The sequence below is a fragment of the Streptomyces sp. PU-14G genome (genome assembly GCF_041028275.1).
In the GTDB taxonomy this organism is placed as follows: domain Bacteria; phylum Actinomycetota; class Actinomycetes; order Streptomycetales; family Streptomycetaceae; genus Streptomyces.
In genome coordinates, this window is record NZ_JASKYT010000095.1 from 1 (window position 1) to 21,998 (window position 21,998).

Below are 21,998 nucleotides of genomic sequence, written 5' to 3' on the forward strand. Positions count from 1 at the left end.
GTACGTGTCGGCGGTGCCGGGCAGGCCGGTGCTTGGCGGCGAGGGGAGGGACGGGCCGTTCGGAATCCGCCGGGACGGGCCCGGGGCCCGAGGGCCCGGTGGCCCGGTCGGTCGTCGTGCCGCGCGGGCCCGGTGGCCGTCAGTGGGGGCCGCGGCGTTGTGGAAGCTGCACCACCGAGGTGCCCTCGCCGGTCTCCGGTGGCAATCCGGCGCACTGGCAGAGCAGTTCGCACCAGGCCGTCAGGTGCGCGGAGGCGTCCGGGGTGGAGCCCTCGGGGGTCCAGCTGGCGCGGATCTCCAGCACCTCTTCCGCGGGGCGTTCCGCGAGGCCGCCGAAGAACGCGGAGCTCGACCGCGTGACCGTTCCGCTCGCCTCCCCGTACCCGGCGCTCCGTGCCTCCAGGGCGCCGGTCAGCCAGGACCAGGTCACCTCGGGCAGCAGCGGGTCAGCGGCGATCTCCGGCTCCAGCTCGGCGCGGGTCAGCGTGACGACCCGGAAGGTGCCTCGCCAGCCCTCCTGGCCCTGCGGGTCGTGCAGCAGCACGAACCGCCCGTCGGCCAGCTCGACGCCCGCGTCGTCCGGCTCGGTCACGGCCGCCTCCAGGGCGAACGCGTACGGCGCCAGCCGCTTGGGCGCCGGCAGCGGGGAGATTCTCACTTCGGGGCGCGGCCGTGTCTCGCTCAGCGCGGTGACCGCCGCACGGAAGGGTGGGGGGAGGGAGTCCCCGCCACCGCCACCAGAACCGCCCGTCCCGCCGGTGTCTTCCACTCCGCCGAAGCCTCCCGCCTTCGCTGCCCGACCCGCAGTCATGGGTCCGAAGAGTAGGCGGCGGCGGGCCTTGAGGCTGGTAGGAACACCCCGTTCGGCCGTGGGAGACTTCCTTGTGTGAGTGGAGACGACCGCCCCGTGGGCCAGCCGACGCAGACACCGCACGCCACAGCCGACCCCGGCCGGGACGCTGTCCTCGATTCGGCGTTTCTCCGGGCGTGCCGTCGTGAGCCGGTGCCGCACACGCCGGTGTGGTTCATGCGGCAGGCGGGGCGCTCACTGCCCGAGTACCGCAAGGTGCGTGAGGGCATCGGGATGCTGGACTCCTGCATGCGGCCCGATCTGGTCGCCGAGATCACTCTGCAGCCCGTGCGGCGGCACGGGGTGGACGCGGCGATCTACTTCAGCGACATCGTCGTCCCCCTCAAGGCCATCGGTGTCGACGTCGACATCAAGCCCGGTGTCGGCCCCGTCGTCGAGAAGCCCGTCCGTAGCCGCGCGGACCTCGAACGGCTGCGGACGCTGGAGCCGGAGGACGTCGCCTACGTGACCGAGGCGATCGGCATCCTCACCCGCGAGCTGGGTGCCACGCCGCTCATCGGTTTCGCCGGGGCGCCCTTCACCCTCGCCAGCTACCTGGTCGAGGGCGGCCCCTCCAAGAACCACGAGCGCACCAAGGCCCTGATGTACGGCGAGCCCGAGCTGTGGGCCGACCTGGTGGACCGCCTCGCCGACATCACCGCCGCCTTTTTGCAGGTGCAGATCGAGGCGGGCGCGAGCGCGGTGCAGCTGTTCGACTCGTGGGTCGGTGCGCTCGCCCCCGAGGACTACCGGCGCCGCGTGCTGCCGGGCTCGACGAAGGTCTTCGAGGCCGTGGCCCCCTACGGCGTGCCCCGGATCCACTTCGGTGTCGGGACCGGTGAGCTGCTGCCGCTGATGGGCGAGGCCGGCGCCGATGTCGTCGGCGCCGACTGGCGGGTGCCGGTGGACGAGGCGGCCCGCCGGGTCGGCCCCGGTAAGGCGATCCAGGGCAACCTCGACCCGGCGGTTCTCTTCGCGCCCCGCGAGGCCGTGGAGCAGCAGGCCGGGCGCATCCTGCAGGCCGCTCGCGGTCTCGAAGGGCACATCTTCAACCTGGGCCACGGCGTGCTGCCGGACACCGACCCGCAGGCGCTGACCGACCTGGTGGCGTACGTGCACGAGCACACCGGCTGAGCCCCCTCCCCGGGGCGCGGCGCCGCCCGGGGCTCATCCCGCGCGCACCGCTGCCGCCGCCTTTCTGGCGGCCACCAGGACCGGGTCCCATACGGGGCTGAACGGTGGGGCGTAGCCCAGGTCCAGTGAGGTCATCTGTTCCACCGTCATGCCCGCGTGGAGGGCGACCGCGGCGATGTCGACGCGCTTGCCCGCGTTCTCCCGGCCGACGATCTGGACGCCGAGCAGCCGCCCCGAGCGGCGCTCGGCGATCATCTTGACGTGGATGGGGCGCGTGCCCGGGTAGTAGCCCGCCCGGGTGGTGGATTCGATCAGCACGCTCTCGTACCGCAGCCCGACCGCCGAGGCCTGTGCTTCCAGCAGGCCCGTCCTGGCGATCTCCAGATCGCACACCTTGCTGACGGCCGTGCCCACCACGCCGGGGAACGTGGCGTAGCCCCCGCCGATGTTCTGGCCGATGACCTGGCCGTGTTTGTTGGCGTGGGTGCCCAGCGGGACGTGCTGGGCGCGGCCGGAGACGAGGTTGAGGACCTCCACGCAATCCCCACCCGCCCACACGTTCTCCTGGCCCCGCACCCGCATCGCCAGGTCCGTCAGCAGCCCGCCCGACGTGCCCAGCGGCAGCTCGGCGGCGCGCGCCAGCTCCGTCGCGGGCCGCACTCCCAGGCCGAGCACGACCACGTCCGCCGGATACTCGGCGTCCTCGGTCGCCACCCCGCGGGCCCGCCCGTCCTCGTCGGTGAGGACCTCGGTGACGGCGGCTTCGAGCACCGTCTCGATGCCCAGGGAGCACATGGCCTCGTGCACCAGCCGGCCCATGTCGGGGTCGAGCGTGGACATGGGCTGCTCGGCCTTTTCCAGCACCGTCACCTCGTAGCCGCGCTTGACGAACGCCTCGGCCATCTCGACGCCGATGTAGCCCGCGCCGACGACGACCGCCCGCCGCGCGCCGCCACCCCCCGAGCCGCCGCCCCGCTCGACGCGCTGCTCCAGTGCGTCGAGCAGTTGGCGGCCGTCGTCGAGCGTCTGCACCCCGTGCACGCCCTCGGCGTCGACGCCGGGCAGCGGCGGGCGCATCGGCACGGCGCCGGTGGCCAGCACCAGGTGGTCGTAGCCCTCCCAGCGCTCCGTGCCCGCCTCGTCCCGCACCCGCACCCGTGCGCCCGCGACGTCCAGCTCGACCGCCTCGGTGCGCATCCGCAGGTCGATGCCGCGTGAGCGGTGCTCCTCGGGCGAGCGGGCGATCAGCGCGTCCCGCTCCTGGACATCGCCGCCGACCCAGTAGGGGATGCCGCAGGCCGAGTACGAGGAGAAGGGGCCGCGCTCGAACGCCACGACCTCCAGATCCTCCGGTTTCCGCAGCCTGCGGGCCTGCGAGGCGGCCGACATGCCCGTCGCATCGCCACCGATGACCACCATCCGCTCCGCCGCCATCACCGAGCTCCTCTCGCCGTCCCGCCCGTGCCTGCTGTGCTTCCCACTTCTACGCCTGCCGTGCTGTCCCACTTCTTCTGACCCGCTACCGGGCCCCACGTTATGCACCATCCGGCACTCTGCGAGACTTGCGATATGCACGTACTTGTCATCGGAGGTGGCATCTCGGGGCTGGCCGCCGCGCACCAACTCCTCGCGGACGGTGCGCGGGTGACCGTGCTGGAGGCCGGGGCCCGCCTCGGCGGCAAGCTGCGTGCCGGAAGCATCGCCGGCAGCGCCGCCGTGGATCTGGGTGCCGAGTCCCTGCTGGCCCGCCGCCCCGAGGCCGTGGAGCTGGCCCGCGCGGTCGGGCTCGGCGAGCGGCTGGCGCCGCCGTCCGTCGCGGGCGGCGCGCTGTGGACACGCGGCGCCGTGCGCCCCATGCCCAAGGGGCACGTAATGGGCGTGCCCGGCGATCCGGCGGCCGTGGAGGGCGTGGTCTCGCCTGAGGGGCTGGCCCGTATCGCGGAGGACGAGCGACTGCCGCGCACCGAGGTCGGCGAGGACGTGGCCGTGGGTGACTACGTGGCCCGGCGGCTCGGCCGCGAGGTCGTCGACCGGCTCGTCGAACCCCTGCTGGGCGGCGTCTACGCCGGTGACGCGTACCGGATCTCCCTGCGGGCGGCGGTGCCGCAGCTGTACGAGGCGGCCCGCGACGAGCGTTCCCTGCTGGCCGGGGTGCGCGCAATCCAGCAGCGGGCCGCCGCCGGGCCCGTGCGCACGGGCCCGGTCTTCCTGGGCATCGAAGGCGGCATCGGCCGGCTGCCCGGGGCCGTGGCCGACGCCTGCACGGCCAAGGGCGCCGACATCCGGCTGAGCACGCCGGTGCGGGAGCTGCGCCGTACGGCGGGCGAGGAAGGCGCCCGGGTCTGGATCGCGGTCACCGACCACGAAACGGTGCGCGGCGACGCGGTCGTGGTGGCCGCGCCGGCACCCGCGGCGGCCCGTCTGCTGGCCCCGCACGCGCCGGCCGCCGCGGCCGGTCTCGACCAGGTCGCGTACGCCTCGATGGCGCTGGTCACCCTGGCCTTCCGCCGGGCCGACTGCGAGGGCCTGCCGGACGGCAGCGGCTTCCTGGTGCCGCCGGTGGACGGGCGCGCGATCAAGGCGGCCACCTTCTCCACCCGCAAGTGGGGCTGGGTCGCCGAGCAGGATCCCGACCTGTTCGTCCTGCGCACCTCGCTCGGCCGGCACGGCGAGGAGCAGGTGCTCGAGAGGGACGACGCCGATCTGGTCGAGCTGTCCCTGGGCGACCTGCGCGCCGCCACCGGGCTGGCGGCCCGCCCGGTCGACACGCTGGTCACCCGCTGGCGGGGTGGTCTGCCGCAGTATCCGGTGGGGCACCTGGAGCGGGTGTCGCAGATCAAGGAATCCGTCGGCCGGGTCCCCGGGCTGGCCGTCGCCGGCGCGGTCTACGAGGGCGTGGGCGTCCCCGCCTGTGTCGCCGCGGGCCGCCGCGCGGCCCTCCATCTCCTCCAGCATCCCGCCGACCGGACGGTCCCCCAGGCAGGGGAGACCGGCGAACGAGAACAGAGAAGAGAGCCATGACCGACGCACAGCCGAAGGCCCCCAACGCGGGCAAGAAGGCCAAGGACCTCAACGAGGTCATCCGCTACACCCTCTGGTCCGTCTTCAAGCTGCGCGACGTGCTGCCCGAGGACCGTGCCGGGTACGCGGACGAGGTGGAGGAGCTGTTCGGTCAGCTCGCCGCCAAGGACGTCGTGGTCCGCGGCACCTATGACGTCTCGGGGCTGCGCGCCGACGCGGACGTGATGATCTGGTGGCACGCGGAGGAGTCGGACGCCCTCCAGGACGCCTACAACCGCTTCCGCCGCACCAGGCTGGGCCGCGCGCTGGAGCCCGTCTGGTCGAACATGGCGCTGCACCGTCCCGCCGAGTTCAACAAGTCCCACATCCCGGCTTTCCTCGCCGACGAGCAGCCGCGCGACTACGTGAGCGTCTACCCGTTCGTGCGCTCCTATGAGTGGTACCTGCTGCCGGACGAGGACCGCCGCCGGATGCTCGCCGACCACGGCAAGATGGCGCGCGGCTTCCCCGACGTGCGGGCCAACACCGTTCCGGCGTTCTCGCTGGGCGACTACGAGTGGATCCTCGCCTTCGAGGCGGACGAACTGCACCGCATCGTCGACCTCATGCGGCACCTGCGCGGCTCTGAGGCGCGGCGGCACGTCCGCGAGGAGATTCCGTTCTACACCGGCCGCCGCAAGCCGGTCGCCGAACTGGTGGCCGGGCTGGCGTAGCCTCAGCCCCCGCTCAGCGGGCGGCCCGGGTGTGGGAGGCCGGCCTGGCCCCCGCCCGGTGCCGCCCACCGGGCTTCGGCTCGGGCCGGGCGGCGCACTCGGCGTGATGTCCGGGTGTCCTGCCCTCGAACAGGTACCGCTCCACGTGCGCGTCGACGCACGCGTTGCCGCCGCTCCCCCCGTGGTTGCCCGCGCCCTGCTCCGTCACCAGCGAGGAGCCCGCCAGCCTGCGCCGGGTCTCCAGCGCCCCCTCGTACGGGGTGGCCGCGTCCCGGGTCGCGGCCACCAGCAGCACTTCTGGCAGCTCGCCCGGCCCGGTGCCCACCTCCACGGGGTGGGACGGCTCGGTCCTCCAGTAGGCGCACGGCAGGTTCATCCAGGCGTTCTCCCAGGTGTTGAACGGGGCGACGGCCGCCGAGGCCGTGTTGTCCAGGTCCCAGCGGTCCCAGTCGCGCGGCCAGGGCGCGTCCTGGCACTCGACCGCGTTGTAGACGGCGTTGCCGTTCTCCTCGCCCTTCGCCGCCGCCTTCTCGGGTGCCGCCAGGCTCACCAGCGGCTTCGGGTCCCCGGCCGTGTACGAGGCCAGCGCCCGTGCGTACGGTGCCCAGAAGGCGTCCGCGTACCCGGTGTTCAAAAACGCGGCCACCAGCTCCTTCTGCCCCACCGTGCCGCCCGGAGGGTCTCGCCGCACCGCCGCCATGGCCGCGTCGAAGGACTTCTGCACCTCCTCGGCCGTCGTTCCCAGGCGGTACGTGTCATGGTGCCGCGCCACCCAGCTTTTCCAGTCGCCCCAGCGGCGCTCGAAGGCGCGGTTCTGCTCCAGGTTGGCCCGGTACCACACGCTGTCCGACGAGGGGTTGACCACGCTGTCCAGCACCAGCCGGCCGACGTGCCCGGGGAAGAGCGTCGCGTACACCGAGCCGATGTAGGTCCCGTACGAGACACCCAGGTAACTCAGCTTCCGCTGCCCCAGCGCGGCGCGCACCACGTCCAGATCCCTGGCGTTGTTCGCCGTCGTGTAGTGCGGCAGCCTCGTGGGCTGCGCCTTGGCGCAGCCCTCCGCGTAGGCGGCGGCCTTCTCCCGCATCTTCTCCTTGAAGGCGGCCGAGGGGTGCCGCGGAGACGGGTTCGGGCCCTTCGCGAACTCCTCGGGGTCCTGGCACGACAGCGGATCGGAACGCCCGACCCCGCGCGGGGCGTACCCGACGAAGTCGTACCGTTCGTTCAGCCGCTTCCACAGGCCGCCCAGCCTCGGGTAGAGGGGGAAGCTCATTCCGCTTCCGCCGGGTCCGCCGGGGTTGTAGACGAGCGGCCCCAGCCGCTCCTGCGGCTTGCCCGTGGCCCGCGCCCTGCTGACGGTCAGCGAGACCCGCTCACCGTCCGGCTCGCGGTAGTCGACGGGTACCTCGACCGTCCCGCACTCCACAGGGCCGGGCAGGTGCTCCACCTCTGGGCACCCGCCCCACTCCACCCCTGTGTGGGCCGCCTCCGCCGCCGCCCTGGTGACCCCCACCGCCTCCGTCACCGCCCCGGCGGGCGCCGCCGCCACAGGCGCGGCGGGTGCCACCGTCACGGCCAGCGCTGCCACGCTCGCCGTCATCACCGCTGCACGCACTGTGGGCTCCCTGGCGCTGGTCGCTGTCACTCCGTCAGCCGTGCCGTGGGGCACCGCTGTTCATATCGGATGCTCAGCCGCTCATACGCTCATGTAAAGCAACGCCCCCGGGTGTCGCCCACGACCCCTCGTACGGCCCCTCGGCCGGCCGGCCGGCCCGTCCGCCGCTCCGAGCCACGGTGTCCGCCTGACCAGGAGGGCTCGCGCGGAGGGCACGCGCGGGTGGGAGCCCCCGGTGCGGGGCAGGAAGCCGCTGCCGCCGGGCGCGCGCTGCTTCGGGCCCAGCGCCGCCTGTCAGGGATGCGGCAGCACGTCAGCATGCCGAGCGCGACGCATGCCGAGCGCGACGCCGGATGCTCCGCCGTCACGCCCGCGGGCGCAAACTGCGCCCCGGGCAGCGGCAGGTTTCGACCCCGGGACGAGGGAGCCGGTCCGACGGGCCGTTCGACCGCCATACGACAGGCATTCAGGGTTTATCGTCATACTTTACCCTCATACGGCTTACAGTCCTTTCGGGTTGTTGACCCGCTTTTTCGGCTGTTTGAGTGGTCTACGGGCATAACGGCGGTGTCAGAGCACCTCAGCCCTCTACAGTGAGAGGTTTTCTCATGCCCCAGCTCAAGCCCCCGGCCCCCGGTGAGTCCTTCGATCTGGACGTGACCGCGAAGGGCACCCAGATCAAGCTCGGAGAGCACACCTACACCGTCGACCTGACGGGTGACCTGCGCTTCGAGATCAGCAAGGCGCCGGGCAAGAACCCGGCCGAAGCGGTCCGCGTCGCCGTCCCCCGCTTCCACCTCACCGGCACGCCGCACTCCGCCCGCAGCATGGCCGCGCAGGCCCTGCCCGGCCGGATCACCCTCGACAAGAAGGACGCGGAGGTGAACCCGGAGAACCTCATCAGGCTCACCACGGGGTTCCCCCCGAAGCTCGAACAGGTCCTGTTCCTCGACCTCAACGTGACGATCGAGGACCCGCCTCAGCAGGCACAGGTCAGGACCGCGCGGGCTGAACCCCTGGTGCTGACGACGAAGAACCCCGGCAAGCTCGTCGGGCAGCTCGACAACTTCCCGCCCGAGGGGGCGCCGTACAAGTTGCAGAACCCGATTGAGCTGGTCTATCCGGACAGGAACGAGCCGATCGCCACGCTCGACAAGTTCCCGGTCACGGTGGGTGATCTCTCCGGGGAGTGACGCCGGAAGCAGACCGGATACGGCCGGCGCCCTCCGCCTGGCCGTGGGGCAGGGCGCGTGCGGTGGGCCTCTCCGCTCGGCTCAGTCTCGGAGAGGACTCACGCACGCTCCTGCCCCGTCCTCGTCGGCGACCGGGTGGCCGGCTGACCGGTCGGCTGCTCCCCGACGGTCCTCGCGTCGGAGCCGTGCGGCACGACCGGGGGGCGCGGCCGAGGTGGCACGGCCGGGGCGGCACGGCACAACCGGGGCGGCACCACAGAGGCGTCGCGGCCGAGGCGCAAGGGAGTGCGGTCGAGTCGTGCGCTGCGTCCCGGATGCTGTGCGGACGTGGCAGATGTGGTGCCGGGGCACGGACGAGCCACTACTCTGCACCCATGGTCGAGGGCCGCAGTGGTGAAGTCGTAGGCGAGCGCTTCGAGTTGGCGGAACGCCTGGGCCGTGGCGGGATGGGCACCGTGTGGCGGGCGCGTGACCGGGTGCTGCACCGGGAAGTCGCCGTCAAACAGGTCACCCCACCTGCCCACGGTCCCGCTGCCGAGGGCGCCGGGGCGTCCGGAGTGCTGCGCGAACGCGTGCTGCGTGAAGCCCGTGCACTGGCTCGGATCAGCGACCCGCACGTGGTGACGATCCACCATGTCGTGGAGGACACCGCGGGCTCCTTCCCCTGGCTCGTGATGGAGCTTGTGCCGGGCGGCAGCCTGGCGGATCTTCTGGACCAGGGGACGCGGATGGAGCCGCGGGAGGGCGCTCGTGTCGGCCGGCAGGTGCTCGCCGCACTGCGCACTGCACACGCCGCCGGAATCTGCCACCGCGACGTGAAACCCGCCAATGTGCTGCTGCGCCCGGACGGCAACGCGGTGCTCACCGACTTCGGCATCGCCGCCCTCCAGCGGACCGATCCGGCCCTGGCCACGGGAGCGTCCGCGACGCTGACCGCGACCGGTGAGCTCATCGGCACACCCGAGTACATCGCCCCCGAACGCATCAGGGGCAAGGACGACGACCCCGCCTCGGACCTCTGGTCGCTGGGCCTCATGCTGTACGTCTGCGTCGAAGGCCACAGCCCCATGCGGCGGGCGACCGCCCTTGCCACCATGGCGGCCGTCCTCGACGGCGAGGTACCACCACCTGTCCGTGCCGGGGCTCTGGCCCCCGTACTGACGCAACTCCTCGTCGTCGATCCGGCGCGACGGCCCTCCGCCGAGCGGCTCGACACCATGCTGGCCGCCGCCGCGGAGGGAGCGGGGGGAGCGGAGGGAGCGGAGGGAACGGAGGGAACGGCACTGACCGTACGGCGGCGTGCGGAGGACGGCCCGGCGGCTCCGACCGCCAGGGTCACCGCACCAGCGACCGTGCCCGGCACCTCGTCTTCCGCACCGCCGTCTGCCCGGCCCTCTCCCCTGCTCCGGCACCGGCGGAACTGGCTGACCGCCGGTTCGGTGGCGCTGGCAGTGGCACTGACGGCAACGGTCGTCCACCTCGCCGAATCCCCGTCCGACGACGCGGAGGTGTCAGCGAACCCGAGCAGCAGCGCCCGGACGAACACACTCGGTCTCTGGAAACCGGGAACCCTCAAGGTGGCGGTGAACGACGGCGCGGTACCCCCGTCCGACGGCGACACCCCCACCATCGGCCCCGACCTGGCCCGTGCACTCGGCGACCAACTGGGCCTCAAGGTGGAGCTCTTCACCGTCGACAACCCCAGCGACATGCTCAGCGGCCTCCTCAACCGGGAGGACGAGAACGACCTGCAGCCGGGACCGCCCGCCGAAACATACGACCTCGCCATGCCGGGTGGCCCGGACGACTTCGAGGGGGAAGAGCGGGATCTGGCCCTCATCCACTACTTCGATGTGGGGTACGCCGTCGTCGCCCCGCGGGAGACCGCTCAGGACATCCGGTCGAAGGCCGACCTGTGCGGCAAGAACTTCTCACTCCTCAACCACGGTTTCGTCGAGGAGGCGGTCAAGCGGACCTCCAGCGAGGTGTGCGGAGCGGACTCGATCGACGCGGCTCTCCGCACGGACACACTGCACGGGAGGATCACCGAGCTTCCGTTCGCCGTTGAGCAGGCGCGGAACTCCGACGGCGAGCTGCACCTGGTGAAGGCCGACCTGACAGACGACATCCCGCTCGGCATGGCTGTGGACAGCTCGGACACCGCCCTGCGCGACGCGCTCTCGAAGGCCCTCGACAAGCTGATCGACAGCGGTGAGTACGCGGACATCCTCAAGGCCCAGGGTCTGGAGCACGGCGCCGTCACCGAAGCCGGGACCGTCCATCACGGCTTCTGAGCGGCGCCCCTGTTCCGGGGCCACCCGAAGCGGGGGAGAACACCGGCACAGGGGCCAAGGCGACGATCTGACCCGGGCGAGAGCGCAACGGCCTGCTTCTCCCACGGCTCAGGCACCCTCTCCCGCGGCTCAGGCACCCTCTCCCGCGGCTCAGGCACCCTCTCCTGCGGCTCAGGCTCCCTTCTGCCGGGGCCCGGGCACCTGCGGCCCGGTCGGGTGCCGCCCGGCGGACCCGGGCGGTGCCGCAGGGGTGTCCGCAGTGCCGTCCAGGTCGCCGACCCTGCGGTTGACCAAGGGCGTGGCGGCGAGGAGCAGGAGGCCCACCACGACGCCGGCTCCGCCCACCACTGCGAAGTAGTCGGCCGCGTGGGAGCGGTCGTAGACCTGGACGACCTGGGCCGATATGCCCTGGGCCGCGGCGTTGGAGGCCAGCCACAGCCCCATCATCTGGGTGGTGAACGCGGCAGGTGCCACCTTTGTCGTCACCGACAGGCCGATGGGGGAGAGCAGGAGCTCGCCGACGGTGAGCACCGCGAAACTGCCCAGCAGCCACAGCGGGTTGCTCTTGCCGGGCTGCATCGCGGGCAGGACGAGCAGCACGTAGGAGAGCCCGGCCAGTACCAGCCCGGAGCCGAACGTGACCGGCGCCGACGGCGCCCGCGGGCCCAACCGCACCCACAGCACCGCGAAGAGCGGCGTCAGCACGATGAGGACGAAGGAGCCGGTGGACTGGAACCAGGAGGAGGGGATCTCGAAGCCGAGAGCATCCAGATCGGTGCTGTGGTCGGCGTACTGGGCGAGGACGCTGGCGCCCTGCTCCTGGATGAGCCAGAAGAAGACCGCAGCGACGAACAGCGGGAGGTAACCGCGTACCCGGCGCCGTTCGACGGGCGTGGTGCGCCTGCTGCGGAGCATCATGGTGAAGTACCCGACCGGCAGGGCCACGGCCAGCACACTGAGGAAGTCCACGATGCGCTCGACGGTCACCGCACCGGCCGCCGCGGCCACGGAGACCAGTGCGAGGAGGAGGGCGAGCGAGCCGGCGCTCAGCCACACGGCCCGCGGCCTGCCTCCCCCGGTCCGCTTGCGCAGGGGATGGGGCGCGAGCAGGTCGGTGCTGCTCAGGTGGCGCCGGCCGCGTACGTAGACCAGCAGGCCCACCGCCATGCCCGCCGCCGCGAGCCCGAAGCCGAGGTGGTAGTCGTAGCTCTGGCCGAGCCAGCCCACCAGGAGCGGAGCCAGCACCGCACCGACACTGATGCCCATGTAGTAGAGGGAGAACCCGGCGTCCCGGCGTGCGTCTCCCGGCGCGTACAGCCTGCCGACCGACACGGTGACGTTCGGTTTGAGCAGCCCGGTGCCCACGACGATGAAGGCCATCGAGGCGAAGAGCGCCGTTCTTCCGAGGGGTATCGCCAGGCACACGTGCCCGCACATGATGAGGAAGCCGCCCCACAGCGTGGCACGCCGCGCTCCCAGCAGCCGGTCGCTCACCCAGCCGCCGGCGATCGCGGCCATGTAGAGGGCCGCGCCGTAGACCGCGACCAGCGAGCTGGCCGTTCCCTCGTCCATGCCGAGGCCGCCGTCGCGCACCTCGTCGTACATGTAGTACAGCAGGATGGCTCTCATCCCGTAGTACGAGAAGCGCTCCCACGCCTCCGTGAAGAAGAGGGTCGCCAGCCCCCGTGGGTGTCCGAAGAATCCGCGGCCGGGGGTACCGCCGCCCTCTCGCTCGGACGAAGCCATCCCGCTCTCCCGTCACTCCCGTCCCATCCGTACGAACCCTCCCGTGGTCGCCCAGTGTTGGCCGGACAGCCGCGTGAGCCAAGGGGCGGGAGGGAAGAGGGTGCAACGAAAATGCGGTGGTGACGGACTGTGGGCGGACCTGCACGGCGGGGACGGCGGATTCTGTGGTCTCGACCGGGGCGCCGCACGGCCCGCCTCACCCCAGCTCCCCGTCGGCGCGACGGAACTTCGAGCACACTGCGGGCCTCCGCCGACAGCCACGACGCGTCCGTCCGTCCGTCCGCTGAGAGCCGGTGCATGGACGTGGCCCTGACGCCTTGCCGTTGCGGCCTTCTCGCCCTGACGACACTCGCTACGGCTGGGTGGGGCGGCCGGATGAGGCCTGTCCCGTGTCCGCGCCGGAACTGACCTGCCGCTGGATCTCCTGGGGGCCGTGCCAGTCCAGGCACATGACGGTGGCGTCGTCCTGCAGCCGTCCGCCGGCCGCGTCCAGGACGGCGGTGGTGAGGGCGAGCGCGGTCTCGCGTGGGTGGAGGTGGCGGGTGTCGACCAGCAGGGCGAGCAGGTCGACCTTTTCCGCTCCGCGTTCCAGCATGCCGTCGGTCATCATGACCAGACGGTCACCGGGGCGCAGGTCCAGGTCTTGGATGCGGTAGGAGGCCGGTTCGAGGTCGGCCAGGCCGAAGGGGCGGTCCACCTCGCAGCGGATCTCCTCCACGGTGTCTGCGCGTATGCGCAGTGGCCTGGGATGGCCGGCGTTGACCAATCGCGCCTGGCCGGTAGTCAGGCTGACGCGCAGGAGCTGGCCGGTGGCATGTCCACCGCCGTGGCTGGTCAGGGCCTGGTCCGCCTGGGCTGCCTGCTCGGCCTGGCCGGCTCCGGCGCGACGGGCGCCGCGCAGGGCGCCGAGGAGGACGGTAGCGGCCAGTGCGGCGTTCAGGTCGTGGCCCATGGGGTCGGTCACCGACAGGTGCAGGGTGTCCCGGTCCAGGGTGTAGTCGAAGGTGTCCCCGCTGATCGACTCGGAGGGCTCCAGAGTCCCGGCCAGGGCGAACTGCGCGGCCTCGCAGGCGAGCGAGGGGGGCAGGAGCTGGTGCTGGATCTCCGCGGCCAGGGACAGGGGCCGCGAGCGTTTGCCCCAGGTGTACAGGTCGGTGAAGCGCTGGTTGGCGATCACGATATAGGCCAGCGCGTGCGCGGCCTCCTCGACCTCCTTGAGCACGTCCTTGCCCTGGCCGGAGGGCAGCAGCAGCTCCAGCAGACCGATGGCGTCCCCGCGGTTGGTGACCGGGGCGATCATCCGCTGCCCCTGGACCGTTTCCTCCCGATGCGTCTGCTGGGTGCGCACCACCTGCTCGTAGACGCTGCCGAACAGCTCGATGCGCTCCGCCTCGCCTCCGGCCTCCACCTCGGCAGCCGTCGTCAGCCGCACCACCGCCTTGCCCGTCAGGTCCACGATGAGGAAGGAGACCTGGTCGGCCTGAAACCGGCGCCGCAGGTTCTCGGCGACCACATCCACCGCCGCCACCGGTGGCGCCGTCTCCGCCGCTGTCAGCAGCCGCGGAAGCTGATCAAACCCGTCGTCGCCCACCTGTGCTCCCTTCCCACGCGTCTTGTCAGGCTGAGGTCCGGCACGGTGGACGGCATACCACCGGCAGCGGACGGCCAAGCCCCTCACCCGAACACCGACGGCCACGCCCGCCCGGTCAGGAGACGGCGCCTCCGGTCTCGCACACGCGCCGGGCTATTTCCCGCAGCTTGACGTTGCGTTCCTGGGACAGCCGCCGCAGCGTGCCGAAGGCGTCGTTCTCGTTGAGACGGTGGCGTTCCATCAAGATGCCCATGGCCTGCCCGATGCTGTGGCGGGTGTCGAGGGCCTGCTGCATCTGGTCGGCGTGACGGGCGCTGGAGAGTGCGACGGCGGCGTGGGAGGCCAGCATCGCCCCGGAGGTCTCGCTGTTGGCACCGAAGGCGGCGGGACGCTCGGCGTAGAAGTTGAGGGCGCCGAATTCCTCGGTGCCGGTGTAGAGCAGGAAGCCCATCATGCTGCCGATACCCAGCTCGCGGGCCTCGGCGACGAACCGGGGCCACCGGTCCTGATATGCGGTCAGGTCCTCGATCCGGAAGACGCGCTCTTCGACGCCGCTGCGGGCCGCGTCGAAACAGGGTCCCTCGCCCAGGCGTCCTTGCGTCTCATCGCTGAGGACGACACCGGCGTCCGTCGGCGCCAGGGACTGCACCCGGCTGCCCTGCAGGACGAGAATTCCGGCCGCGTCACACCCCTCCACGATCTCCACCGCAGAATCCGTGATCCGCTCCAGCGTCGCCTCGACGGAATCCTGCGCCAGCAGATCCCGCGCCATCGACGCCATTCGCTTCGCAAAATGTTCCCAGTTCACCCGCTCGCTCTTCCTGCTCTCACTCCGGGACTCGGCCCCTGGTCGGCGCTCAGCGGACGCGCTCACCCAGCGGGCCGGAGAAGGACGGCACGCGCGGAGCTTTGGACCGCTGCCGTCCATCCTCCATCACCAGGCGCACGCATATGCGGCAGGCGACCGGAACTGGCTGGTCCCGGACGATCCCACCGCTGCGCCGGGAACACACCGCCGAGTCCAAGAGGGGGGCTCGGTGGTGAAGCCGCAGCGTGGGCTTCGTCGGAAGCGTGAGGGCGTACGAGACGCAGGCATGAGGCGCCGACGTCCGGCGCCCGTGGGCTGCCGAGACGCCGACGCGGGATCGCGCGCTACTGCCGCGTTCCGCGCGGGAGCGGGCAGAACCGGCTGCCCCCTTCGACCGCGAGCGTTTCCCCGGGGGCGATCTCGGTGAACCCGGCGTCCTGGACGACCGGCAGCTCGTCGGTGGTCAGGTCGTGCCAGTGCGCGGTGTCGTGCGCCGTGCGCACCGCGAGGGGGAAGCCGGCTTCGCGCCAGGCATCCCGCGCCGCCGGCTCCAGCCGCCACCAGGCGAGCTGCGCACCGTGGCCCGCCTGTGCCATCGCCTTGCCCGCCGACATCCGGAGCCCGGGGTTGAGCCACAGTACGGGTGCGTCCGCCGTCGGCGTGTGCAGGGGCTCCGTCTCGGCCAGGTCGGTGCCGGAGACCTGGAGCCGTGCCAGCTCCTTGGGCCAGCCGTCCAGCGGCACCGGCGGGAAGACCCGCACCTCGGCACGGTGGCCGCTCACGGTGAGCCCGCCCAGCGGTTCCGTGCGCCGCCACTCGGCGCCCCGTGCCCGCCGCACCACCTTGCGGATCTGCCGCTCCTCCCACTGCCGCACCCGCTCGTGCCACGCGCCCGTCTCCTCCACCGTGCGCGGATCGGACAGCAGCGCCAGGACCGCGCGGGCCGCGGTCTGGAGCGCGTCCGTGCGGGAGGGCGGGTCCGTCCGCTCGATGCGGACGACGAGGGGCAGGACGGAGCGGTCGGGCTCGGCGGCGGGCTGCTCGCGGGACGCGGCGGGCTCCGGGGTCCCGGCTGCGGGCTCCGGGGTGGGCGCAGAGGTCGAAACGGTCACCCGCTCAGTCTGCCAGCGGCTAGCGTTGCTGCCATGAGCTGGGCTGTCACGCTGGACGACGTGGGGCGCCGGTACCGGGCGGGCGGGAGGTGGATACTGCGCGGCGTCGACCTGGAGGTGTGCGCGGGCACCTTGCTGCGCGTCGAAGGCGGCAACGGCAGCGGGAAGTCCACCCTGCTGCGGCTGCTCGCCGGGATCGAGGCCCCCAGCGCGGGCCGGGTACGGGGGCTGCCCGGGGCACGCGGTTACGTCCCCGAACGGTTCCCCGCCGCCCTGCCGCTGACCGCTGCGGCGTACGTCACCCACCTCGGGCGTGTGCGCGGACTGCGCGGGCGCGCGGCCACCCGGGAGGGGGCGCGCTGGCTGGAGCGGCTCGGCGCGGACCAGTTCGCCGGCACGCGCATGCGGGAGCTGTCCAAGGGCAGCAGCCAGAAGGTGGCCGTGGCCCAGGCCCTCGTCGGCCGTCCTGACCTGCTGGTGCTCGACGAGGCGTGGACCGGGCTCGACCAGGCGGCCCGTGCGGTCCTCGACAAGGTGGTGCGTGAGCGGGTCGCCGAGGGCGGCGCGGTCGTCTTCGTGGATCACGACCCCGCACGACTGGCCGCGGAACCTGACGCCGTCGTACGGGTCGCGGCGGGCGGCCGGGTGGAGAGGGCGCGGAGCGTCCCGCAGGGGCGCGCGGGGTCCCAACCGCGCTCCTCGCCGCCGATGTTCCGCATCGAGGCGCGGGGGACACCGGGAACCGACGCGCCCGCCGGGCTGCCGCACGGTGCGCGCTGCCGGGTGACGCCGGACGGCGTGCTGTTCCTGACCGTGCCCGCCGCCGTCTCCGACGCGGCCCTGCGCACACTGCTGGCGGCCCGCCCCGGCTGGCACGTGCGCTCCGTACGGGGGGACGACGGCGTGGGGGAGGACGACGCACTGCGCGGGGTCGCGGGCGTACCGGAGCGGGGTCCCGCAGGCTCCGTGCGGAAGGGGGAGGGGCCGGGATGAGAGGGACGCTCGCACTGACGCGCTACCAGTTCGCCGTGCTCGTGCGCTCGCAGCGCTGGCTCGCGCCGCTGCTGCTGTACGCGGGGTTGTTGGCGGTCGGCGTGCGCGCGGGTGATCCGGTGCTGGACTCCCTCGGGTTCGCCGCCGCCGCGCTGCTGCCCACCGCGGTGTGGCTGGTGCGCGTCTGCGTGACGGCCGAGCCGGAGGCGGCCCGGCACTGCGCCGCCGCCACCACCGGTCCCGGCCGCGTCCACCTCGGGAGCGTCGCGGCGGGTGCGATGGCGTCGGCTGCGGTGGGAGGCGCGGCGGTAAGCCTCGTCACCGCGGTGAGCGAGCAGCGGAGCACGGACGGCGGGGACGCCGTCCCGGTCGCGCCCGCGGTCGTGGCCGGCGGATGCGGGGTCCTCACCTGTGTGCTGGTCGGTGCGGCCGTGGGGGTGCTGTGCAACCGTCCGCTCGTCAGGTCGCGGGGCTACGCGGTGGGGGCGTCCCTGCTGGGGACGGTCCTGGCCCTCGTGGCGGGCGTCTCGCCGGCGCATGCGGCGGTCTCCGCGCTGTCCGGTGCCTCCGCGCGGGGAGGCGTCGACGTGCCGTGGGTGCCGCTGCTGTGCGCGCTGGCGGTGGCCGGGCTCGCCGCGTGGGCCGCCTGCGCCGTGGTGGCCCGCCGCCCGTGAGGCCTGCCGCCCGTGAGGCCTGCCGCCCGTGAGGTCCGCCGCTCGTGAGGCCCGCCCCCGGGGCCTCTCCCCGGGGGCGGAACGGTGTCAGTGCCGCCAGGGACCTGTCACGGCGAAGGTGGTGCCGGGCGTATAGCAGTTGACGTACATGGTGCGGCCGTCGGGGGCGAAGGTGACACCGGCGAACTCGCCCCACTCGGGCTCTTCGGGGGTGCCGATGTTCTGGGCGCCCCGCGCCATGGGGTAGACGGTGCCGCGCCGGGTGAGTCCGAAGACGTGCTGGGCGCCGGCGCCGTCCTCGCACACCATCAGGCCGCCGCTGGGGGCGAGGCAGATGTTGTCGGGCTCCTCACCGGGCAGCTGCACGTCGGTGTCGGGGCCGAAGAGGATGACGAGGGTGAGGCGCCGCCGCCGCGGGTCGTACCGCCAGATCTGCCCGAAGTGGTCGCGCTGCGAGCCCTCGGCGCTGCGCGCGTAGCTGGAGACGAAGTAGACGCAGGAGCCGCCCCAGTAGCAGCCCTCCAGCTTCTGGGCGTGGGTGATGCCGCCCTTGCCGAAGTCCTGGAAGCGGATGGCGGTTTCCTTGGCCAGCGGGTCGGGGACCTCGACCCACTCAATGTCCTCGAAGGTGGTCCCGGTCTCGGTGACGGAGGACAGGTCGGCCACGCCGGGCACGCGCATGGCCTCCAGCGTGCCGCCCGCGTGCAGCGAGCCGTAACCGCCCCGGGGCTTGCGGGGCAGGAAGCGGTAGAAGAGGCCGAAGGGCGCGTCGAAGGCGTCCTCGGTCTCGTAGACGACGCCGGTGTGCGGGTCGAAGGCGACGGCCTCGTGCTGGAAGCGGCCCATGTCCTTCAGCGGCTCGACCGAGGTGGGGCGGCGGAGGTCGAAGCCGACCTCGAAGATGAAGCCGTGGTCCTTGGTGTAGCCCTCCTCGCCCGCCTTGAACTCGGTCTCCTCGCAGGTGAGCCAGGTGTCCCACAGGCTGGGGCCGCCCGCGCAGTTGGTCGAGGTGCCCGCGATGCCGACGCGTTCGGTCAGCACGTCGTTGTCGCCGTCCAGTTCGAGGACGGTGCAGCCGCCCTCGCCCTCGGGGTCGTAGGTCAGCCCCTCGACGGTGGGCACGGGGACGCGCGAGTCCTTGCGGTTCTCGTGGTTGCGGACGAGCCAGGTGTGGCCCTTTCCGTGGCCGTGCCCCTTGCCGTGGCCCTTTCCGTGGCCGTGGCCCCGGCGCGCGGGGAAGGCGGACATGCCGTCGCAGTTGCTGGGCACCTTGCCCTCGCCGGAGCGGAGCCGGTCACCCTCGGTGGAGAGGACTTTGTAGCGGAAGCCTTCGGGCAGGTCGAGCAGTCCGTCGGGGTCGGGGACGAGCGGGCCGTAGCCCGCGCTGCCGCCGGTGGCCTGGGCCGCGGCGGTCCCTGTGAACAATTCCGAGAGCGCGCCGCTGAAGGCGACGGTCGCCCCAACGGCTCCGGTTCTGGCCAGCGCTTGGCGTCGTGTCGTGGGCATCGGGCACTCTCTCCTGTTGGCGGACAGGTGACCCGAGTGTGTGTACCACGCACGCCAGTGTGCTCACACCGCTTGGGACGCAACTGATTGTTACGCGTCCGCCAGAGCCTTGCCGTCCCGGGCGAGCGCGGTCAGCCGGGATATCGCCCGGAAGTACTTCTTGCGGTACCCGCCCTGGAGCATGTCCTCGCTGAACAGCTGGTCGAACGGCACTCCGGCGGCGACGACGGGCACTTCGCGGTCGTAGAGCCGGTCGGCGAGCACCACCAGGCGCAGGGCCGTCGACTGGTCGGGCACCGGTGTCACGTCCGTGAGACAGACCGCGCCGACGCCCCTGACCAACTCGCCGTACCGGCTGGGGTGGACCCGCGAGAGGTGGCCGAGCAGCGCGGGGAACGCGTCCAGCGAGGCGCCGGCGGTCCGCTGGGCGACGTCGGTGACCTGGTCGTCCGTGGAGGGCTCCGGTGCCTCGGGCAGCCCGCGGTGGCGGTAGTCCTCGCCGTCGATGCGCAGCGTGCGGAAGTGCGCGGACAGGCCCTGGATCTCCCGCAGGAAGTCGGCCGCGGCGAACCGCCCCTCGCCGAGCTTGCCCGGCAGGGTGTTCGATGTCGCGGCCAGCGCCACGCCGTTGCCCACCAGCTTCGCCAGCAGGCTGGAGACCAGCACCGTGTCGCCGGGGTCGTCCAGTTCGAACTCGTCGATGCACAGCAGCTGGTGTTCTGCCAGGGTGCGGACGGTCTGCTGGAAGCCGAGCGCCCCCACCAGGTTGGTCAGCTCCACGAAGGTGCCGAACGCCTTGCGCTCGGGCGCGGCCGGGGCCGCGTGCCACAGCGAGGCGAGCAGGTGCGTCTTGCCGACGCCGTACCCGCCGTCCAGGTAGACCCCGCGGGGGCCGCCGGGGGCCTGCTGCTTCGGCTCGCGCCGGAACCAGCGCCTGCGCGCGCCCGCCGTACGGCCCGCCCCGCCGCCGAGGCCGTCGGCGAACCCGCTCAGGACCCGGACGGCCTCGGTCTGGCTGGGCTGCGCGGGGTCGGGAAGGTATGTGGCGAAGCGCACACCGTCGAAGCGCGGTGGCGGCACCATCTCGGCCACCAGCTGCTCGGCCGGGACGTGCGGCTCGCGGTCGGCGAGCGCGACGGGAGCTCCGTCGTCGGCGTCTGCGGCGTCGGCGGGCCGGGAGGCGGCTGGGGATATGTGCGCTTCGGTCGTTGACACGATTGTCATGCTAGTCGGCCGGGTGTGGGCGGTGTGCCGCCCGCCCGGCGTGCGCCGTGCCACACTGCGGCCCATGCGACGCCTGTTCCTCTCGAGCACCGACCGCCAGCCCGCTCCGCAGTGGAGCATCGAGGAGATCGCCGAGGAGTACGCCTACCCGCCGGTGGGCGAGGAGACCGGCGGTGCCGGCTCGTGGCTGCGCGGCAACATGGTCGCCTCGCTGGACGGTGCCATCCACCACGGGGGCCGCTCCCAGCCGCTTTCGGGCAAGGCGGACATGCGGATCTTCGGAGTGCTGCGGGCGCTCGCGGACGTCGTGGTCGTCGGCGCGCAGACCGTGCGTCAGGAGGGGTACAGGCCCGCGAAGCGGCGCTCCGGTTTCGCCGACCGCCGTGCCGCGCTGGGGCAGGCCCCTGTGCCCGCCATCGCCGTGGTCAGCGCCGGTCTGGAGCTGGACTTCGCGCAGCCCCTGTTCACCGAGCCCGTCGTGCCGACGCTGCTGCTGACCGGCCAGGGCGCCCCCGAGGACCGGGTGGCGCGTGCCCGTCAGGCCGGCGCCGAGGTGGTTTTCGCCGGGGAGGGGGCGGCGGTGGACCCGGCCCGGGTGCCCGCGGCGCTGGCCGCGCGCGGCCTGCGGCGGCAGCTGACGGAGGGCGGCCCGACGCTGTTGGGGGAGTTCGCCGATGTCGGGGTACTCGACGAGCTGTGCTTGTCGATCGCCCCGCGGATCGTGGCGGGCTCGGCTCCGCGGATCATGAACGGACCGCTGCTGCCCGACCCCGACGCGTTCTCGCTCGAAGGGGTGTTGGAGGAGGGCGGGTTCCTGTTCACGCGGTACCGCAGGGCGCGGGCAGGCAGGGATCGAGCGGAATGAGACGTTCCGCTTTTCGTCCTGCTGGGCAGACTGACAAGCGCAGGATGGTTTCTTTCCGACAGGAGAAGGGGCGCCCGTCGTGATCACGACAGTGCTGATGATCGAGAAGCCGCTGGTGCCGACCGACGTGGAGATGGTCACGACACTGCACGGCGAGGAGCCCGTCTCCTTCGTCGTCCTCCTCCAGCCGCGCGGTGACCAGGACCGGTTGCTGCGGGCGCTGGACGACGTGGCCCTCGGCGAGCTGGACCAGGTCGTGCACGAGGGGGACGAGCCCGAGGGCGGTGAGGCCGTCGGGCCCGCCGAACAGTTCCTCGAGCTCTCGCTCAAACGGCTCAGAGAAGCCGGCTCCGAGGCGGTCGGGCAGATCATCGACGAGCACCCTCTCGACGTTCTCAAGTCCGTCGCGGAGCAGACCCGCGCCGACGAGGTGATCGTCCTGACGGCCCCCCACCTGGTGGAGGAGTTCTTCCACCGGGACTGGGCCTCGCGGGCCCGGCACAAGGTGGGCGTCCCGGTGCTGAAGTTGTTCGCGCACAACGAGGAGTGAGCGCGTGCGGGGGCGCCGCCGCCGGGGTGGTCCTGGCCGCGCGGAGTGCGGGCCGGGCGGTGTGTGACGGGAGGCGGGCGGCCGGGCGGCGCGTGCCAGGGGAAGGCGT

18 protein-coding genes are annotated in these 21,998 nt (G+C 72.7%); 9 read left to right on the forward strand and 9 right to left on the reverse strand.

The window, feature by feature from the left end; translation table 11 throughout:
* Positions 1-139: 139 nt before the first annotated feature.
* Complete coding sequence (locus tag AB8Z75_RS14060; RefSeq protein WP_369201842.1) at positions 140-811, reverse strand: DUF3000 domain-containing protein; 672 nt, start codon at positions 809-811, stop codon at positions 140-142.
* A gap of 75 nt (positions 812-886) precedes the next feature.
* Between AB8Z75_RS14060 and hemE the strand changes: the two genes are divergently transcribed.
* Positions 887-1,984 (forward strand): uroporphyrinogen decarboxylase, encoded by a 1,098-nt coding sequence (gene hemE / locus AB8Z75_RS14065; RefSeq protein WP_369201843.1) that lies wholly within the window; start codon positions 887-889, stop codon positions 1,982-1,984.
* A 33-nt stretch (positions 1,985-2,017) separates the two neighbouring features.
* On the opposite strand, the gene AB8Z75_RS14070 is transcribed toward hemE, so the two are convergent.
* Complete coding sequence (locus tag AB8Z75_RS14070; RefSeq protein WP_369201844.1) at positions 2,018-3,418, reverse strand: FAD-dependent oxidoreductase; 1,401 nt, start codon at positions 3,416-3,418, stop codon at positions 2,018-2,020.
* A 135-nt stretch (positions 3,419-3,553) separates the two neighbouring features.
* Between AB8Z75_RS14070 and hemG the strand changes: the two genes are divergently transcribed.
* Both hemG and hemQ read left to right on the forward strand, forming a co-directional pair.
* A complete protein-coding gene (gene hemG / locus AB8Z75_RS14075) occupies positions 3,554-5,005 on the forward strand; it encodes a protoporphyrinogen oxidase (protein ID WP_369201845.1) in 1,452 nt (483 codons plus the stop codon).
* Positions 5,002-5,718: a hydrogen peroxide-dependent heme synthase gene (gene hemQ / locus AB8Z75_RS14080; protein WP_369201846.1), complete on the forward strand. Its 717-nt coding sequence runs from the start codon at positions 5,002-5,004 to the stop codon at positions 5,716-5,718. The genes hemG and hemQ overlap by 4 nt, the downstream gene beginning before the upstream one ends.
* Before the next feature lie 13 nt (positions 5,719-5,731).
* Here hemQ and AB8Z75_RS14085 read toward each other — a convergent pair whose 3' ends face one another.
* Positions 5,732-7,333, reverse strand: a complete 1,602-nt coding sequence (locus AB8Z75_RS14085) for an alpha/beta hydrolase (protein WP_369201847.1) — start codon at positions 7,331-7,333, stop codon at positions 5,732-5,734.
* Positions 7,334-7,941: 608 nt separating this feature from the next.
* Here AB8Z75_RS14085 and AB8Z75_RS14090 point away from each other — a divergent pair.
* Positions 7,942-8,526, forward strand: a complete 585-nt coding sequence (locus AB8Z75_RS14090; RefSeq protein ID WP_369201848.1) for a hypothetical protein — start codon at positions 7,942-7,944, stop codon at positions 8,524-8,526.
* A gap of 374 nt (positions 8,527-8,900) precedes the next feature.
* Positions 8,901-10,820, forward strand: coding sequence for a serine/threonine-protein kinase (locus AB8Z75_RS14095; protein ID WP_369201849.1), 1,920 nt, complete (start codon positions 8,901-8,903; stop codon positions 10,818-10,820).
* A gap of 171 nt (positions 10,821-10,991) precedes the next feature.
* On the opposite strand, the gene AB8Z75_RS14100 is transcribed toward AB8Z75_RS14095, so the two are convergent.
* From AB8Z75_RS14100 to AB8Z75_RS14115, 4 genes are all read right to left on the reverse strand, one after another.
* Positions 10,992-12,566, reverse strand: a complete 1,575-nt coding sequence (locus AB8Z75_RS14100; protein WP_369201850.1) for a peptide MFS transporter — start codon at positions 12,564-12,566, stop codon at positions 10,992-10,994.
* 352 nt (positions 12,567-12,918) lie between these two features.
* On the reverse strand, positions 12,919-14,094 hold the full coding sequence (locus tag AB8Z75_RS14105; protein WP_369201858.1) for a PP2C family protein-serine/threonine phosphatase: 1,176 nt from the start codon (positions 14,092-14,094) through the stop codon (positions 12,919-12,921).
* Positions 14,095-14,272: 178 nt separating this feature from the next.
* Positions 14,273-14,929, reverse strand: a complete 657-nt coding sequence (locus tag AB8Z75_RS14110) for a GAF and ANTAR domain-containing protein (protein WP_369201851.1) — start codon at positions 14,927-14,929, stop codon at positions 14,273-14,275.
* 380 nt (positions 14,930-15,309) lie between these two features.
* The gene (locus AB8Z75_RS14115) at positions 15,310-15,975 is read right to left on the reverse strand and encodes a peptidyl-tRNA hydrolase (RefSeq protein ID WP_369201859.1); all 666 of its coding nucleotides are present in this window, start codon (positions 15,973-15,975) and stop codon (positions 15,310-15,312) included.
* A 135-nt stretch (positions 15,976-16,110) separates the two neighbouring features.
* Here AB8Z75_RS14115 and AB8Z75_RS14120 point away from each other — a divergent pair, with 135 nt between their 5' ends.
* Both AB8Z75_RS14120 and AB8Z75_RS14125 read left to right on the forward strand, forming a co-directional pair.
* Positions 16,111-17,070: an ATP-binding cassette domain-containing protein gene (locus AB8Z75_RS14120; protein ID WP_369201852.1), complete on the forward strand. Its 960-nt coding sequence runs from the start codon at positions 16,111-16,113 to the stop codon at positions 17,068-17,070.
* The gene (locus AB8Z75_RS14125) at positions 17,067-17,744 is read left to right on the forward strand and encodes an ABC transporter (protein ID WP_369201853.1); all 678 of its coding nucleotides are present in this window, start codon (positions 17,067-17,069) and stop codon (positions 17,742-17,744) included. The genes AB8Z75_RS14120 and AB8Z75_RS14125 overlap by 4 nt, the downstream gene beginning before the upstream one ends.
* A gap of 87 nt (positions 17,745-17,831) precedes the next feature.
* Here AB8Z75_RS14125 and AB8Z75_RS14130 read toward each other — a convergent pair whose 3' ends face one another.
* Together AB8Z75_RS14130 and zapE are read right to left on the reverse strand one after the other, a co-directional pair.
* Positions 17,832-19,250: an alkaline phosphatase PhoX gene (locus AB8Z75_RS14130; RefSeq protein ID WP_369201854.1), complete on the reverse strand. Its 1,419-nt coding sequence runs from the start codon at positions 19,248-19,250 to the stop codon at positions 17,832-17,834.
* Positions 19,251-19,340: 90 nt separating this feature from the next.
* Positions 19,341-20,465 carry a cell division protein ZapE gene (gene zapE, locus AB8Z75_RS14135; protein ID WP_369201855.1) on the reverse strand — a complete coding sequence of 375 codons (1,125 nt, stop codon included), beginning with the start codon at positions 20,463-20,465 and terminating at the stop codon, positions 19,341-19,343.
* Between the two features lie 73 nt (positions 20,466-20,538).
* Here zapE and AB8Z75_RS14140 point away from each other — a divergent pair, with 73 nt between their 5' ends.
* Positions 20,539-21,339 (forward strand): pyrimidine reductase family protein, encoded by an 801-nt coding sequence (locus tag AB8Z75_RS14140; RefSeq protein WP_369201856.1) that lies wholly within the window; start codon positions 20,539-20,541, stop codon positions 21,337-21,339.
* Positions 21,340-21,418: 79 nt separating this feature from the next.
* The gene (locus AB8Z75_RS14145) at positions 21,419-21,889 is read left to right on the forward strand and encodes an indole-3-glycerol phosphate synthase (RefSeq protein WP_369201857.1); all 471 of its coding nucleotides are present in this window, start codon (positions 21,419-21,421) and stop codon (positions 21,887-21,889) included.
* Positions 21,890-21,998: the final 109 nt, after the last annotated feature.

Coding starts and splice junctions, on each gene's coding strand:
- AB8Z75_RS14060 (WP_369201842.1), bottom strand. CDS start 811: ATGACTGCGGGTCGGGCAGCGAAGGCGGGAGGCTTCGGCGGAGTGGAA.
- AB8Z75_RS14070 (WP_369201844.1), bottom strand. CDS start 3,418: ATGGCGGCGGAGCGGATGGTGGTCATCGGTGGCGATGCGACGGGCATG.
- hemG (WP_369201845.1), top strand. CDS start 3,554: ATGCACGTACTTGTCATCGGAGGTGGCATCTCGGGGCTGGCCGCCGCG.
- hemQ (WP_369201846.1), top strand. CDS start 5,002: ATGACCGACGCACAGCCGAAGGCCCCCAACGCGGGCAAGAAGGCCAAG.
- AB8Z75_RS14090 (WP_369201848.1), top strand. CDS start 7,942: ATGCCCCAGCTCAAGCCCCCGGCCCCCGGTGAGTCCTTCGATCTGGAC.
- AB8Z75_RS14095 (WP_369201849.1), top strand. CDS start 8,901: ATGGTCGAGGGCCGCAGTGGTGAAGTCGTAGGCGAGCGCTTCGAGTTG.
- AB8Z75_RS14100 (WP_369201850.1), bottom strand. CDS start 12,566: ATGGCTTCGTCCGAGCGAGAGGGCGGCGGTACCCCCGGCCGCGGATTC.
- AB8Z75_RS14110 (WP_369201851.1), bottom strand. CDS start 14,929: ATGGCGCGGGATCTGCTGGCGCAGGATTCCGTCGAGGCGACGCTGGAG.
- AB8Z75_RS14120 (WP_369201852.1), top strand. CDS start 16,111: ATGAGCTGGGCTGTCACGCTGGACGACGTGGGGCGCCGGTACCGGGCG.
- AB8Z75_RS14125 (WP_369201853.1), top strand. CDS start 17,067: ATGAGAGGGACGCTCGCACTGACGCGCTACCAGTTCGCCGTGCTCGTG.
- AB8Z75_RS14130 (WP_369201854.1), bottom strand. CDS start 19,250: ATGCCCACGACACGACGCCAAGCGCTGGCCAGAACCGGAGCCGTTGGG.
- AB8Z75_RS14140 (WP_369201856.1), top strand. CDS start 20,539: ATGCGACGCCTGTTCCTCTCGAGCACCGACCGCCAGCCCGCTCCGCAG.